This window comes from Nostoc sp. DSM 114167, assembly GCF_052692655.1.
Genome location: NZ_CP195116.1, coordinates 3,107,799 through 3,124,132, shown reverse-complemented (window position 1 = coordinate 3,124,132; position 16,334 = coordinate 3,107,799). Strand labels below are relative to the sequence as shown.

At 41.3% G+C, this 16,334-nt stretch carries 10 protein-coding genes; 7 read left to right on the top strand and 3 right to left on the bottom strand.

Annotated elements, in window-relative coordinates:
- Positions 1–591 precede the first annotated feature (591 nt).
- The 6 genes from NSTC731_RS13295 (at position 592) to NSTC731_RS13270 (ending at position 12,910) form a co-directional block, all read left to right on the top strand.
- On the top strand, positions 592–2,844 hold the full coding sequence (locus tag NSTC731_RS13295; protein ID WP_445631219.1) for a glycoside hydrolase family 65 protein: 2,253 nt from the start codon (positions 592–594) through the stop codon (positions 2,842–2,844).
- Between the two features lie 579 nt (positions 2,845–3,423).
- Positions 3,424–6,234 carry an ATP-binding protein gene (locus tag NSTC731_RS13290; protein WP_445631218.1) on the top strand — a complete coding sequence of 937 codons (2,811 nt, stop codon included), beginning with the start codon at positions 3,424–3,426 and terminating at the stop codon, positions 6,232–6,234.
- An 829-nt stretch (positions 6,235–7,063) separates the two neighbouring features.
- Entirely contained in the window at positions 7,064–9,154 is a 2,091-nt protein-coding gene (locus tag NSTC731_RS13285) for a hydantoinase/oxoprolinase family protein (RefSeq protein ID WP_445631217.1), read from the top strand.
- Positions 9,155–9,280: 126 nt separating this feature from the next.
- Positions 9,281–10,108: a YwqG family protein gene (locus tag NSTC731_RS13280; protein WP_445631216.1), complete on the top strand. Its 828-nt coding sequence runs from the start codon at positions 9,281–9,283 to the stop codon at positions 10,106–10,108.
- Positions 10,109–10,232: 124 nt separating this feature from the next.
- On the top strand, positions 10,233–11,048 hold the full coding sequence (locus tag NSTC731_RS13275; protein WP_445631215.1) for a TrmH family RNA methyltransferase: 816 nt from the start codon (positions 10,233–10,235) through the stop codon (positions 11,046–11,048).
- Positions 11,049–11,323: 275 nt separating this feature from the next.
- Positions 11,324–12,910 carry a hydantoinase B/oxoprolinase family protein gene (locus NSTC731_RS13270; RefSeq protein WP_445631214.1) on the top strand — a complete coding sequence of 529 codons (1,587 nt, stop codon included), beginning with the start codon at positions 11,324–11,326 and terminating at the stop codon, positions 12,908–12,910.
- 58 nt (positions 12,911–12,968) lie between these two features.
- On the opposite strand, the gene NSTC731_RS13265 is transcribed toward NSTC731_RS13270, so the two are convergent.
- Positions 12,969–13,790: an alpha/beta fold hydrolase gene (locus tag NSTC731_RS13265; RefSeq protein ID WP_445631213.1), complete on the bottom strand. Its 822-nt coding sequence runs from the start codon at positions 13,788–13,790 to the stop codon at positions 12,969–12,971.
- 55 nt (positions 13,791–13,845) lie between these two features.
- The gene (locus NSTC731_RS13260) at positions 13,846–14,238 is read right to left on the bottom strand and encodes a carboxymuconolactone decarboxylase family protein (protein ID WP_292782087.1); all 393 of its coding nucleotides are present in this window, start codon (positions 14,236–14,238) and stop codon (positions 13,846–13,848) included.
- Positions 14,239–14,460: 222 nt separating this feature from the next.
- Here NSTC731_RS13260 and NSTC731_RS13255 point away from each other — a divergent pair, with 222 nt between their 5' ends.
- On the top strand, positions 14,461–14,877 hold the full coding sequence (locus NSTC731_RS13255; RefSeq protein WP_445631212.1) for a hypothetical protein: 417 nt from the start codon (positions 14,461–14,463) through the stop codon (positions 14,875–14,877).
- 147 nt (positions 14,878–15,024) lie between these two features.
- Here the strand turns inward: NSTC731_RS13255 and NSTC731_RS13250 are convergent, their stop codons facing one another.
- Positions 15,025–15,687 (bottom strand): nuclear transport factor 2 family protein, encoded by a 663-nt coding sequence (locus NSTC731_RS13250; RefSeq protein ID WP_445631211.1) that lies wholly within the window; start codon positions 15,685–15,687, stop codon positions 15,025–15,027.
- Positions 15,688–16,334: the final 647 nt, after the last annotated feature.

Here is a 16,334-nt window from a genome sequence, read left to right as displayed (position 1 = left end):
GTACAACACTTCGAGTTTGCTCTCCTGTGGGCTTATGCATAGTTTGTACTCGGTCAGGTCAAGTGCCAATATACCACTTCTGTTAAAACAACAAAACGTTACTTAACTGCACCTGTAGATTTTACCAGCCAAAATATGACTAACGTTCATCACAAAGACTGATTATTGTAGAGACGGCGATTCATCGCGTCTTGCCTTCAGGATTCATCGCGCCTTGCGTTAATTGTAAATATGAAACAAATTGATGAAAAGCCGAATCAATTCGTAGCTAGTTGAGATTTATGAGTTATAACTGGCAGTTTTAAAGAAATCTAACTGTAGACAGATGAAATTTGAAACGCTACTGTTATCAGAAGCGTGTTTTTTAGCGTTCAGATTATCTTCTAGTCTAGGCGTTAAAGAAAAAGAGTTAATAAACCTCTTGCAAAAGTTACTTTTGCAAGAGGGGGGAAAGGGTTTTTATTAGCCCTTTCCCCTTTACCCCTTACCCTTTTCCCCACTTCTGCAAGAAGTCTAATCATTTAAAGATTCGCTTCCTAATTTTACTTCATCCTGCCCACAGCAACCCCCAAGACATAGGTTTTATCACTCATGCTCAACGTGTCCACTTCCAATTCTCAGCAAAATCAGCAATTAATTGACAATACTGACTGGAACGTTATTGAAACGGAGTTTAACCCGACGCAGTTACATCACAAAGAAACTGTTTTCACTCTTGGTAATGGGTTGTTAGGAGTGCGGGGTACATTTGAGGAAGGATATCCCCAAGATTTTCCAGGCGTACTCATCCACGGTGTTTATGATGATGTGACAATTACTCATACCGAATTGGTAAACTGTCCCAACTGGCTGCCATTGGTGGTGAAAGTAGCAGGCGATCGCTTTAGTATGGACAGTGGTGAGATTCTCAACTACGAACGTCGGCTCGATTTACGCTTAGGTTTAGTTAGCCGCGATGTGCGGTGGCGTAGTCCTAATGGTCATACCTTAGATTTTCACTTCGAGCGTTTCATTAGTTTAGCAGACCAGCACGTTTTGGCGATTCGCGCTCAAATTACATCGGTAGATTTTGAGGGTGAAATTACCGTTGAAGCTGGATTTGACAGCGAACCCCATACCCAAGGCGTCAAACATTGGCGAACCTTAAACCAAGGTGGCATAGATCGAATTATCTGGTTAAACAGTACAACTCTTTACTCAAATATTCAACTTGGGATGGCAGCTAAGTTAGTGGTAGATGGTGACGAGACTGCACTCGTGAACGTCGAAAACGCTTCTACTTCTCCCACTTTGACAACTACCTTAGAGTTATATCCCGGAAAAACGGTGACAGTAGAAAAAATTGTCACCCTGTTTACTTCACGAGAAACAGAAATCCCCATTGCCACCGCCTTACAAAGACTCGCTGAGGAACCGAGATATACTACCCTATTGGCAGCTCACATTACTGCATGGGAGCAAGTGTGGCAAGACAGTGACATTATAATAGAAGGCGATCGCTTGGCTCAATTGAGCGTCCGTTACAATCTCTTTCAATTACTAGCTGTAACACCGCGTCACGACAGCCGAGTAAGCATTCCTGCCAAAACTCTTTCTGGTTTTGCCTATAGCGGACATATCTTTTGGGATACAGAAATATTCATCGTACCTTTCCTCACCTTAACTCAACCAGCTCTAGCGCGTAACTTGCTCACTTACCGCTACCACACCCTACCAGGAGCCAGACGCAAAGCTCAAGAAGCTGGTTATCAAGGAGCGATGTATGCTTGGGAAAGTGCTACTACTGGCGATGAAGTCACTCCGCGTTGGGTTCCGGCTCCCAATGGTGAATTAATGCGTATCTGGTGCGGTGACATTGAAGTGCATATCACCGCAGATATTGCTTATGCAATTTTGCACTACTGGCAAACTACCAACGATGATGACTGGATGCGCGATTATGGCGCAGAAATTATTCTTGATACGGCTGTTTTCTGGGAAAGTCGAGTGCAGTGGAACCAAGAGCGCCACAGCTATGACATTTTAGATGTAATTGGCCCGGATGAATATCACGATCGCGTCGATAATAATGCCTTCACCAATCTGATGGTACAGTGGCATTTGCAGTCAGCTTTAGCGCTGTGGGATTGGCTCAAACAAGCTTATCCTGAAACCTCAGCCCAACTAGTGCAAAAACTCAACTTAACTACAGAGCGTCTGCACCATTGGGCGGAAATCCAAGAGCGTCTATTTGTCAATGAAGATGCTCAAACAGGTTTAATTGAGCAATTTGAAGGCTTTTTCCAGCTAGAAGACGTTAACCTCGCTGATTACGAACCGCGCAGCAAATCTCTGCAAAGTTTGTTGGGAGTTGAAGCTACAAACCAAAAGCAGATTCTCAAGCAGCCAGATGTTTTGATGCTCTTGTATTTACTGCGCGAACGTTATGACTATCAAACTCTCGCCACCAACTGGAACTATTACACCCAACGCACCGACCACAGTTATGGTTCTTCACTAGGCCCAGCCATTAACGCTATCTTAGCTTGCGACCTCAATCAACCAACTGAAGCTTATACACACTTTCTGCGATCGGCCTTGGTAGACTTAGAGGATGTGAGGCTGAACGCCGCCGAAGGAATTCACGCCGCCAGTGCTGGAGGAGTATGGCAAGCAGTAGTTTTTGGATTTGGCGGCATTCGGATGACTCAATTTGGCCCCGTTGCCTGTCCCAATCTACCACCCAACTGGACGCGTCTGAAGTTTCGCCTGCAATGGCGTAACGAGTGGTATGACTTTGACTTACAAGCCGAAACAGAAGTCAAAGTTCCCGCCTTGGCAGATACACGCTCGAAATTTATCTAATAGACTTGTTGCGTGAATCAAAATAAATTCCTCTCCCAAGCTTGGGAGAGAGACTTTGAAATTAGCTTTCCTTCTCCCAATTTAAGAGAAGGGGTGGGGGGATGCTTTCTGGGGCAGGTTTTTTTGATTAGACAAATTTTTGGGATTTTAAAACCAAAACCATTGTCTGAGAACTTAAAACTACGTTCAATAATTGAGAACATTCTCAACTATTTATCGAAAGCCTAAAAGCCTGCCCTTGAAAGGTGGGGGGATGAGGGCAATAAATACTGCTGTTGTAAAGTGAATTTTATCTGATGTATAGATGTATTAAACCTCATCTACGTTGAAACCTAGAGTTTTTTTAAACATATATTTTTGTAGGTTGGGTGGAGTGAAACGCAACCCAACATTATCACCAAATTTTATGTTGGGTTACGCTATCGCTGCACCCAACCTACAAAACTACGGTTCTCAAGGTAGACGAGGTTTAACATCTTAAGTATTATTCCTGACAGAAAGTTTTTATTCAGAAGATTTACGAGATGGGAACTCTAGCTAATAAGCTTAATTAGAGTATCCCATCGAACACCGCTAATCATGTCCCATTTTGCTCATTCCACATTGGGCCAATCTTCTTCCCCTCGCTTAACTAGAAGCTTGAGTGCTGTTGAAAGTTGGGGCTTTGGTTTGACAGCTCATATTTCTTGGACAGCATTGGTTCCAGCGATTCATGCTGCTTTAGGTTCCCAAGCTATTTTTGTCTGGATACCTGCGGTAATTTTTGGAATGCTGCTCAACTATCAAGTAAAACGCTTGGGTATGCATTTCATCAATGTAGCAGGAGGAACACCTAACTATGCTACCAAGCTACTGCAAAACTACCCAGCACTTGCTCGCTATGCAGCAATTGGATACCTTCTCAACTGGGTTTCTTACCTATCAGTGAATACAATCGTACTCAAAGATTTAATTAAAGTAAATTTAGAGGCGTTGGGTATTGCTTGTCCAGACATATTTCTGGATATTAGCTTTACACTCTTGCCTTTTGTTGTGGCTTTTAGTGGGACTCGCGCCCTGAGTATTTTACATTTGTTTTTTGTCATTCCAGCCTTTGCACTGCTAATGACCTTCTGCGTCCAAGGTCTTGGCTGGTTAGCGTTTTCTCCCGTTAGTCCGGGGTTTTTTCCTAGCAGTTGGTCATCTTTGAGTTTTGTAGATTGGGCAAAGTGGTTCTTTTTCGTCACTTATGCAACCTACAGTTGTGAAACGGCTTCTTCCTTTGTCGCCGATAGCCGCCACCCCACCCAGACGCTACGGTTTCTAAACGTTGCCGCCTGGATGATGCCACCCATCTTTTTGGGAGGGTCTTGGGTAGTCATGCGGTTGGCAACAAATCCCAACCTCAAAGATAATGCTTTTCTGAATCTGGTGGCGGCTTCCCAGCCCTTTTGGGGAAAATTAGCTGGTGTAAGTATTTCTTTTTTGTTAGTAGCTGCTTGTCTACTCGGTTCGGCAACGGTGGTTTCTAATTGCCCGCGAATTTTGTATCAATTGGCGTTAGATAATCACATTTCACCAGTATTTTCTGTTGTTTCACGTCGGGGTGTGTTTGTCCCAGCATTGACATTGACACTGGTATTGTGCTTAATCTATCTGATTTGGGGAGATGTGGCGCGAATCGTCGCTGTTGGCAACATCGGTTGGTTTGTCTCCTTTATGTTACTGCATCTGGGGCTTTGGCTTCGGCGCGATCGCCCGGAAGTTTTATTTCCTCGCATATCTCTGGCCATTCTACTGTTAGAAGTTGTGGTGCTGTTCGTGGGCGGATTTGCCTGGGGTTGGCTCAACTTGTTGATTGGGCTATTATTTCCCATTGGTGTCATGGGCATAGATGCAGTAATTCGCCGGGTGAACTTTCCGGCTTTCCATCCTGATTGGTGGATGCAGCGATATCGCACCCGCCCTGTAGTAATTATCAAAGATTCAGTAATTCTTCAGGTGAGTATCCTGATTTTTTTACTGTGCAGCGCCGTGGCAGTTGGCTGGTTATTTGGCGTTAAACTCAATAAAGTAGCGACTGCGGGCGGTGAGAATATATTTGTGGTGCTACTGATGAGCGTGGCATTTGTAGGAGTAGCGATCGCTTGTTGGACAAGTTTACCGCAAGTGGTAGCGATCGCAGAAGCCAGAGTTGCTGCCGAACACCTGTTTACTGTCGCCCAGGATGGTATTTTAGTCGTTGATAATCGAGGTATTATCCAGCAAGCAAACCCAGCCACCAAATCATTCTTTGGTGTCAACCCATCAGAGTTGCGGGGAAATCATCTGAACAAATGGCTACCCGCATTAGTCTACTATCCAGAGCAGTGGACAAAGCGTAGCGAACAAATTCTCATCGGCAATGGGAAAAACAGAACTCTGGAAGTTTCCATCTCAGACCGACCCCATCGGGATTTTCAGGAATATGTTGTGATTCTCCACGACATTACCCAGCGCAAACAAGCAGAACAGATATTGCGATACTCAGAAGCACAATTGCGCCAAGAGGCAAAGCAGCTAGTATCTCAACTGGTGCATAGTGAAAAAATGTCTAGTTTGGGGCAGTTAGTAGCAGGTGTAGCGCACGAAATCAATAACCCAATCAATTTTATTTCTGGGAATGTCGGCTATGCCAATCAATATATCCAAGATTTATTAAGATTGCTGCAATTATACCAGAAAAACTATCCTAATCCACCAAAGGAAATTCAACAAGAAATAGAAGCGATCGACTTAGATTTTCTGATTGCAGACTTACCTAATTTGCTAACTTCGATGACAGTTGGTGCAGAACGAATCACAGAAATTGTCTTATCTCTGCGAAACTTTTCTCGGTTAGATGATGCAGAAATGAAAGCTGTGGATATCCATGAAGGTTTAGATAATACGTTAATGATTTTGGAACATCGCCTCAAATCTAAATCTAACAATCTAGCAATTGAGGTAATTAAAGAGTATGGTGACTTGCCATTAGTAGAATGTTATGCTGGACAACTGAATCAAGTATTTATGAATCTTCTGGCAAATGCGATCGATGCTTTAGAAGAGGCAGTGGAAAATGGTGAGTGGGAAGTAGGAGAAAAAGCGCTTTCTACTCCCCAGATACGCATTCAGACTAAACTCACGAGCGAAAATCAGATAGTTATTAGTATTGGTGACAATGGTATAGGCATTCCAGAAAAGATACAAAAACAATTATTTGAACCATTTTTTACGACTAAACCAGTTAATAAAGGTACTGGGTTAGGTTTATCTATTAGTCATCAGATTATCACCCAAAAACATCAGGGAAAATTAGAATGTATTTCTGCTCCTGGGCAGGGAACAGAATTTGTAATTGTAATTCCGCTAAATCAGCAAGCTATCTAATTACCAATATCATCTGACGTGGTTAACTTTTTAACCAAAATAAAATAAATATAGCGTTTCTCGTTTGTATGTAATACACTTTGACCTCTCTCCAAACCTCTCTCCTAAAAGGAGAGAGGCTTTAAGTCTTATATCATTTCCGCCTAATTAGTTATAATTCCCACATCTGTGCAAAAGGAAACCCTCTTTCCCCCAGCTAAGAGCTCCCTGCTCCCCTGCCCTCTAAATGATAAGTCTTTAACCAGACACGATATTACTCCCCAACGCTAGCAGGGAAGTGGCTGGGGGTTAGGTCTGTATTTCACGCAATTGAGAACCACTAGAGGTACAGTTTTGCGTAAAAGCGTAGCATTTTTAATGCAAGCCGATGTATTAACAAGGCCGCGACCGCATTCACAATACAAGCCGATGCATTAACAAGGCCGCGGCCGCATTCACAATACAAGCCGATGCATTAACAAGGCCGCGGCTGCATTCACAATACAAGCCGATGTATTAACAAAGCCGCCGCCGCATTCACAATGCAGAATATCGCCAAATTTAATTCGCTATGAATTAATGAAATTCTGTACTAAGCTGAATCTACCGCGACTTTTCCAATATCCTCTTAGGGACTTCCAGAAAATAAATTATCCCATTTCACCCTTATCAATACGACTTTCTCTCCCGCTGCTCCCCTGCCTCTCGGTCACTGAGCGACTTGCCTTGAGCGAAGTCGAAAGGAGCCGAAGTGCTGCTCCCCTGCCTTCTAAGCGACGGAATATTTTTTTAATTGGAAGTCCCTTAGAGCTATTGCGTAATTTCTCATGATTCTACAGGAAACAGAGTAATGTTGAAGGTTTTTGCTGACCGAGGTGGTACATTCACAGATATTGTTGCTGTTACTAATAATCAAGCAATTATCGATAGACTTTCACAACATCCCGAACGTTTTTTAATTGTGACTCTGCCTAATCAGCAATGGATTATAGTCTACAAACTACTTTCAGAAAATCCCGAACAATATGAAGATGCAGCCATCCAAGGTATTCGAGATATCATGGGTATTGCTAGCAACGAACTCATTCCTACTGAAGCCATAGAAGTAGTAAAAATGGGGACAACAGTAGCAACAAATGCTCTGTTAGAAAGAAAGGGAGACAGGGTTGTTCTTCTGATCACCAAAGGATTTAAAGATGCGCTGCGAATTGGCTACCAAAACCGTCCTAACATCTTCGCGCGCCAGATAATTTTACCAACGATGCTTTACGAACAGGTAATTGAAATAGACGAACGCTATGATGCTAATGGAAATGAATTAATACCTATAAATATTGAACAAGTCACTTTTGACTTGCAAGCAGTTTATCATACAGGAATTCGGAGTTGCGCTATTATTTTTATGCACAGCGCTCGCTATCCCGAACACGAACAACAAATAGCCCAGCTTGCCCAAACAATCGGCTTTACTCAAATATCCGTATCCCATCAAGTTAGTCCTTTAATGAAGTTGGTTAGCCGAGGAGATACAACAGTAGTCGATGCTTATCTAACTCCTATTCTGCGCCGCTACGTTAATCAAGTCGCGAATCAGTTACCCAGCGTCAAATTAATGTTTATGAAATCTGATGGCGGTTTAGTCGCAGCCGAACAATTCCAAGGCAAAGATAGTATTTTAAGCGGCCCGGCTGGCGGAATTGTTGGTGCAGTTCAAACTAGTAAAAGAGCAGGTTTTGAGTTAGTTATTACCTTTGATATGGGAGGGACAAGTACAGATGTTGCTCACTTTAAAGGAGAGTATGAACGACAACTAGATTCAGAAATTGCTGGGGCGCGGATGCGAGTTCCTGTATTAGCAATTAATACCATTGCTGCTGGTGGTGGTTCAGTTCTCTTTTTTGATGGTTCTAGTTATCGTGTCGGCCCTAAATCTGCTGGTTCAAATCCTGGCCCTGCTTGTTATCGGCGTGGCGGGCCATTAGCGGTTACTGATGCCAATGTGATGTTAGGTAAAATTCATCCACAATATTTTCCTTCAGTTTTTGGCATTGATGGCAATTTACCTTTAGATAAAGATATTGTTATTCAAAAATTTACCCAATTAACCCAAGACATTCAAGCTGCTACATTAAATGATTGTACTCCCGAACAAGTAGCTGCTGGATTTATGGCGATCGCAGTGGAAAATATGGCGAATGCAATTAAAAAAATCAGTCTGCAACGGGGTTATGATGTCAGCCAATATGTGCTTTGTTGTTTTGGCGGTGCAGGTGGGCAAGTTGCTTGCTTAATTGCCGATACTTTAGGAATGAAACAGATATTTCTTCATCCTTATGCAGGAGTTCTCTCTGCTTATGGAATGGGATTAGCTGATGTGCGAGCAATCAGAGAAGGAGGAGTTGAACAACCTTTAACTCAAGCATTAATCCCTAAATTACAGCAGTTAATGGAATATTTAGAAACTCAAGCTAGAAGTGAAATAGATGAAATACCAATTCAAGTAGAAGTAATCCGAAAAGCTAACTTAAAATACGAAGGTACTAACTCTATCTTGACTGTTAATTTTGCCAATGATGTGGTAGATATGAGACAAGAATTTGAGAGTGAACATAAATTACGCTATGGTTTCATTCAATTAGATAAAAACTTAATTGTCGAATCTGCTTCAGTGGAAGTAATTCAGAAAATGGATACTCCTGAAGAACCTTTAATTATTCGTACTCGTTCTTTAGATGAAGCCCCCGTATGTGTTGAGACAATCAGGATGTTTACTGCTGATAGATGGCATAATGCTCCTGTTTATCGACGGGAAGATTTACAACCAGAAGATACTATTAATGGGCCTGCGATTATTGTCGAAAAAATTAGCACGATTGTAGTTGAACCTAATTGGAAAGCAATACTCACTGAACGCAATCATTTAATGTTATCTAGAAGGTAAGGAATGAGGGCGGCAAGTAAATCTAAAATAGGAATGATGCTATACTGCGATAAATTAGCATTTCAAAATTTTTGTATACATCCTCATAGCAAAAGTTGGTCAAATATTGATATTGATGAATAGTATATGAATTATAAACCGTACATTCCCATTCCTCTAGAACTAGAACCTTATCGGGACAGAATTGAAGCGACGATACGGCCTTTTATTGAAATCACAATTGAAAATAATGACCGGGTAGATTGGTGGCAAAGTAAATTTGGTGGTTTGCCTTATTTACCAAAAGGTTTTGATTATCCAAAAAGTTCCGAAGGTGACTATTTATTTTTTATTGCACAGATTAATTTTGCCGAAGTACCTCTCTTGGAAGGTTTCCCAAATGAGGGTATCGTACAGTTTTATATCAGTTATGAATTTCCGTATGGTTTGAACTATGACAATCAAACAGACCAATCTGGATTTAGAGTTTTATATTTTCAAGAACCAGACTTGAATGTAGAAAATATAATCACAAACTTTGATTTTTTGCCTAAAAGAGAAACAAATCTTATTGATGGTTGTTGTAGTTTAAATTTTACTCAAAAATATGCACCAATAAGTCACAGTGGCATCAATGAAATTGTTGGGGATGATTATTTTGAACTATTAAATACGAATGAAGGAATATTGGACGAGTATATAAATCTATCATATTCTTGGCGTAGTAAGATAGGTGGTTATCCAGATTCTATTAGAACAAAATTAATTTATACTGTTCATCCGGAAGAAAAAACGACAGAATTTTTACGATATGCAATTGAGCAAGACACAGAAATTCTTTTGTTTCAAATGATTAGGGAATCTAATGAGGTGTTAAGTATTAACTGGATAGCCGATGTATGTAATTTTCACATTTTAAAAGATGACCTTAAAAAATTAGACTTTAGCGATATTATCTATGACTGGGAATGTTAAAAATATAAAGAATACATGGTAATATAGATCGCAGTGAAGTTGATGTCTGCGGTAAAGTTTCCGCAATATTTCATGCTAATTCAAGTTTTGTATGTAGAGAGCCAAGTAGCTCTGCTCAAGGAGGATGGCTGGTGTTAATAGTTCCAGCCATGAACGGTTAGATGTTGAGGCTACGCTAACCGAAGTTAAAAGGCTCCAATTTGACCGCGCACATCGTAACGCCTCTGGATTATTCTATATCGAAGGTGTGCGTAACTTTGTAAAAGTAATTGACAACGGTTTTGATATTTCAGCGATCGCGTTTAGTGAGAAACTGCTAACAGCACCTCTAGCACGGAAGTTAGTTAGGCAATCTCGGCGTTCTGGTATTCCTTGCATCAGCCTGACACCCGAACAGTTTCGACGTGTTTCTCTGAGCGAACGCGCTTCTGGAGTTGGTGCAATAGTTCGTCAGCGCTGGTTCAAGCTCCGTGATATCTCGCCACAACCTAATTTGTGCTGGGTGGCTCTTGAAACTGTTCGCTCGCCAGGAAACCTCGGAACCTTGATTCGCACATCAGAAGCAGTTGGCGGTGCTGGGTTTATTTTTATCAAAGATAGCGTAGATCCCTATGCTCCCGATGTTATTCGGGCATCTATGGGTTCGCTTTTTAACCAAAAGGTTGTACGTACAAGCTTTTCTGCGCTCCGTCACTGGGTACAGAACCATCGCTGTCTTGTTATTGGTGCTTCACCAGATGGAATGTCTGAATTTCATCAGTTTAATTATCCCAATTCTACTCTTCTTTTCCTGGGCGAGGAGCGCCAAGGTCTAACCCCAGAACAACGAGACTTATGCCAGCATCTTGTTCGGATTCCGATGGTAGGTGCGGTTGACTCTCTCAATCTTGCTGTAGCAGGTAGCCTCTTAATGTATGAGGTTTATAGGTCGAGAACATAATATGTGAAGTGACACCCAACATGAATCAATTTTTGTGTTGGGTTGCACTTTGCTGAACTCAACTTACATCAACGTGAGTTCGACAGACTTCTCCCGGACAGCCTCCCTCTTCTAAAAGGCGAACGCGGGTGCGTCTGGGTAAGGAGAGGGAGGAGTAACCAGTAAGGAGGGTTTTTACTCCCCTCTCCTGGTAGGAGAGGGGCTGGGGGAGAGGTCAAAATAGCACTCGTCGAACTCACGTTAATTCATTGAATTTCAACAAATAGGAATTAAAAATGCACATAACATCTCAACCCGATCCAGTTCGCTTAGAAATCTTTAAAAATCTCTATCAATTTATCGCCGAACAAATGGGAATTGTGTTGCAAAACACCGCCACATCAGTGAATATTAAAGAAAGGCTGGATTTCTCCTGCGCAATTTTTGACTCATCGGGATTATTAGTAGCAAATGCTCCACACATTCCGGTACATTTAGGCTCAATGAGTGAAAGTGTCCGCAGTTTAATTAACGATAAAGGCAACACTCTAAAACCAGGAAATGTTTATCTATCTAATAACCCCTACAACGGCGGAACCCACCTTCCTGATGTTACTGCAATTACCCCTGTTTTTTTAGAAAGTAGTGAAAAAAATCCATCCCCAATGCCCCATGCCCAATGCCCCATGCCCATCTTTTTTGTTGCTTCTCGCGGACATCAAGCAGATATTGGTGGAATTACTCCCGGTTCTATGCCTCCACACAGTACCACAGTAGAAGAAGAAGGAATTCTTTTTGATAATTTCCTCTTGGTTGAAGAGGGAAATTTTCGAGAAACCGCAGTCAGACAGCACCTTGCAAATCATACTTATCCTGCTCGGAACCCCGATCAAAATATCGCTGATTTTAAAGCTCAAATTGCTGCAAATGAACGGGGAGTTCAAGAACTTTCTAAAATGGTTGCACAATATGGAATTGATACTGTTCAGGCTTATATGACATTTGTGCAAGCTAATGCTGAGGAGTCTGTTAGGCGTGCGATCGCAGTTCTCAAGGATGGCTCATTTACTTATAAAATGGATGATGGGGCGCAAATTAAAGTTAAAGTAACTATCCACCCAAAAAACCGCAGTGCTACCATCGATTTTACCGGAACTTCTTGGCAACTAAATAGTAATTTTAATGCTCCTAAAGCTGTAACTCAAGCAGCAGTCTTATATGTCTTTCGTACTTTAGTTGATAATAATATTCCTCTCAATGCCGGGTGTCTTAATCCTTTAGAAATTATTATCCCAGTTGGCTGTATGCTCAACCCAACCTATCCAGCCGCAGTAGTCGCGGGTAATGTCGAAACTTCTCAAACTATTGTGGATGCTTTATATGGTGCTTTGGGTGTTATGGCTGCTTCTCAAGGAACGATGAATAATTTTACTTTTGGTAATGAGCAATATCAATATTATGAAACTATCTGCGGCGGCTCTGGCGCGGGGATTAATTTTGATGGCACTGATGGTGTTCATTCTCACATGACTAACTCTCGTTTGACCGATCCAGAAGTTCTAGAAACTCGTTATCCTGTACTTTTAGAAAGCTTTAGTCTTCGTCCCGATAGCGGTGGCAAAGGAAAATATTCGGGTGGTAATGGAGTTGTCCGCCGCATTCGATTTCTTGAGCCGATGACAGCTAATATTCTCTCTGGTCATCGAGTTATTCCCCCCTTTGGATTAAATGATGGGGAGGCAGGAAAAGTAGGACGAAACTGGATACAACGTCAGAATGGAATTGAAGAGAATTTAGACAGCACAGCAACAGTAGAAATGAAAACTGGGGATGTTTTTGTAATAGAAACTCCTGGCGGTGGTGGATTTGGTAAAATCTCTTAGTTAGTATTATTTGAGATTCTCGAAACAAGGTTTTAGGAAGTAATCTAAAATCCAAAATCTAAAATCCAAAATTGCTATAAGTTGGCTTAAACTTCCCTAAAAAATTGAGCATGGCTGAAACTACAGCATCCGGCGACTCAATCAAGAAGCCGTGACCACCACGTTCAATGACTACAAGTTCAGCATTGGGAATACCTTGAGCAAGTTGTTGAGAAAACTTTAGCGGAGTGAGAATATCTTGTTTTCCAACCATAACTAAGGTAGGACAATGAATTTCTTGGAGGCGGTCTATTGTGTCACTGTTAAGGATGGCTTGGCTGTGATGATAAAGTGAATGAGTTGCAGGCGGGAAAGGATATCTGATCGCAAATTCAATCAGACCTTCGATCGTGTCAGGAATTGAGTAGAAGGTATCTGTAAATATCCAGGGCAATATGACTTTTTCATAAAGTTTTAAGTCTACATGACTAGGAAGTTCGCCCCAAGTCTCGATGATGCTGTTGAATAATGCATCACCTTTTGCCAAAGATGAGAGTAGCATCAGACTTTTTACCTTTTTAGGGTGTGCTAACACTAGCTCTTGAGCTATTTGACTACCCATTGAATGACCTGCCAAATGCACCCGATCGATGCCGATGCGATCGAGCAATGCTGCAACGTCACCAGCCATCTGCTTCAGACTATAGGGGTTTTTGGGAGCAGAACTTCTCCCCATACCTCGGTTATCCAAGCGAATGACTTGATACTGCGAAACCAGCGATGGCATAATCAGCGACCAATAAGCATGATCGCAAAGAAAGCCAGCTATTAATAGCAAAGGCTCACCCGTTCCCTTAATGTCGTAGAACAAATCAATCCCGTTAATCTGAACCTTGGGCATAGTAAATAATTCTGCTAAACCTTATTTTTAAGTAGGGATAGACAAGGCTAAATTCCTACGTCTTGAATTTCTCGTCCACCGGAATTTGATAGCCATTGGCGAGGCGATTGGTCATATTAGCAGTAGCTGCGATCGCCATTAGTTCCCCGAACATAGTATCATTCATACCCTTGGCACGCGCTGCCGCTGTGTGCGAGGCGATGCAATACTCACAGCCATTCGTCGCACTCACGGCAATATAAATCAGTTCGCGCATCAGTGGATCGATTTCACCAGGGCTAACCATCACTTCCTTTACAGCTTGCCACGTTCGTTGCAGGGTGGGAGGATGGTTAGCTATGGCTTTCCAAAAGTTATTGATGTAGTCATTTTGACGTGTAACGCGGATGTCGTCATACACTGCACGTACTTCGTCGCTGGCTTCTTCGTATTCAATCAGCTTAGTCATGTTTTAATTCCATATACTTTCCCCAGCGAGTGGGAACCCCTAGATTGTAATACTGAGTTGCAATTAAAGATAGTAATATCATGTCCTTTTAGCGTCCATAAGTGAAAATTCTACATCGTCTACAAACGACTTGGCATAGACTAGCATTTCTTGGGCGTTCTAACAGAACAGACTAAACAGGAAATTTACACTATCTTGTCAGAGAAATAAATAGGGTAGTCCATGAAAAAATTCCTACAGCGTATTAAAGCATTACTCAAACGTATCCTCAAGAGGTTTGCATCCAATTCTCAGCAACCATCGCCCCTAATAAATTCTCGATTAGAAACTTCTATTCCAACTGTTTCTCCCCGATGGAAATCTGGTTTAGTGCTTGTGTGTTCGCAATGTGCAAACGAGCAGTTAGGCTCAACCGCTTTTGAAGATTTAGAGAATTGGTTGAAATCTCGTTTAAAGTTTGAGGGATTATGGGGTGATTTTCGGGTAGTTAGCACCAGTTGTTTAGGAGTTTGTCCCCGGATGGGCATTACTGTAGTTATTGTCAGTAATGGAAGTTACGGAAATAGTCCATGTTTAATTGTAAATCCTGGGAGCGATCGCGAACTTCTCTATTCATATATCAAGCAGAATAAAGACTGACTGCAAAGGTTGTTTATCTTGCACTATATTTTACTCAAGTGGCAAATAAAAAAGGGCGTGAATGTTTTAATTCACCCCTTTTTTCAGCCATCAGGGAGGTAAAGAATACTTATCCAACCCGTATTAGTGTTATTCCAATCTCAATAATTATTCTTTTAAACGAGGTATATTTGGTCTGACAAAGGTAGCTGAGGAATTAGCACTTCGAGCATTAGTGCTTGAAGAAGCAGTAGTTGGCGAACTGAGATTTAAGAAATCGATGAGTTTAAGGGTACGATTACGAATTTTCCAGCGTCCATTTCTATTGACGACTTGATCTTCATAAGTGCCATTAGCTACATCAATGCTGGTTTCCGAGCGTTTGTGAGTCGCATGGAGATAAGAAGTCATCGTTGCTTGATTATTTTGAATTGAAATGTTTATCGTACCCATCAAGTGTTGAGTAGCTGTATAACCATTTCCTTGGAATACTGAATAGACAAAATCTGCCCAAGAATCTGTCCCATAATTTGTTTGAGTTGCCCCATCAGGAAAAATAGCAGTGAGGACTGAATCTTGAGTAAAACAATCCCGATAAATATTCTTTCCTTCTTGGAGATTTCCTCTACCAATAGCGTCAGTTCCCAGAGCGTAACACGATGTTAATTTTTGAATTTCTAATTCTGCATTAGGTTGAGTTGCACTTGCTACCTCAAACTTACCTCCAACAAACAGCACAAGAGTAACTGCAAGCGCAATCAAAGTTATACGATTTAACAAAAACGAAATAGCTTTTGAAACTATTCCCCCATTTTCTCTTCTTTTGTCCACAAGATGACTCCCTTAATTATTTACGATTTTTGCATCTTGTACTTGACTACAAACTAAAGTTTGGGCTAATAATTTTAGCCCATCAAAACTGTCTAATTTGCTTGTAGACTTCACTAGTAATTGACTTTTATATCTGCTAGAAAATCTTTTTTCTAGTAAATGATAAAGCTAGTACATACAAGAGTTGATGTATACAATTAGTTATAACAGTTAATTAGTAAGTTACAAGTGTTAATTGTGACTTACTATGTGTTGATTTGATTAAGTAATAAAGTAACTACTTACATACAAGACTTACGCAACCATCACCTTTGAGGAACAGTAAATTTATCGAAAATTCACTTGCTCAAAATTGACAATGCAGATATAAACCAATTTAATCAAGAATACTGCAAACCGTCCGCACCCATACCAAAAGTTGAGGAACAAAACCCAACACATACCAATACTGCACGCTTTGTGCATTCTTAACTCGGAATTGGGTTTGGGGAAAAGGTTAAAGGGTAAAGGTTAAAGGTTTTTTCTTTCCCCTTTCCCCCTTAACCGACAAGTATTGCAACACATACTCTCTATTAACACTAACTAGATTGATGAAGCGAATGTGAGGTGGTTTTTTAAGCACCTCATAACCTATATTTAGAGCGATC